The organism is Alteromonas sp. ABV4_515, assembly GCF_056160345.1.
On sequence record NZ_JBSWWZ010000030.1, the window covers coordinates 1 to 483 of the forward strand.

Genomic DNA, 483 nt, shown 5'->3' on the forward strand with positions numbered 1-483 from the left:
CTGTTGTCTGCGCGTCCAACGTAATGGTTGGCGCTGCGGTGTCGATTTCACCGTTATTGTCGGTAGCCGTAGTCGCGTTACCCGCCGCATCGGTGGCAGTGGCTTCAACGGTATAAGCACCGTCGGCCATATCGGCAGGGACATCGGCACTGAACGAGCCGTCAGGCTGAACAGTGGCGGTGAAGGTTTGGGCATCACCGTTAGCGTCCGTTACCGTGATCGACACGGTTTCACCGGCAGGTAAATCGGTGGTGCCTGATACCGTTGGCGTCGCGTCGTTACCTGTTGTCTGCGCGTCCAACGTAATGGTTGGCGCTGCGGTGTCGATTTCACCGTTATTGTCGGTAGCCGTAGTCGCGTTACCCGCCGCATCTGTTGCAGTGGCTTCAACGGTATAAGCACCGTCGGCCATATCCGCAGGGACATCAGCGCTGAATGAACCGTCTGGCTGTACCGTTGCCGTGAAGGTTTGGGCGTCGCCGT

Annotated in this window: 1 protein-coding gene; it reads right to left on the reverse strand. The window is 58.6% G+C overall.

The window, feature by feature from the left end:
* Window positions 1-483: Ig-like domain-containing protein (locus tag ACXAGX_RS20530; protein WP_474840706.1), on the reverse strand; the 483-nt coding region annotated here is incomplete at both ends.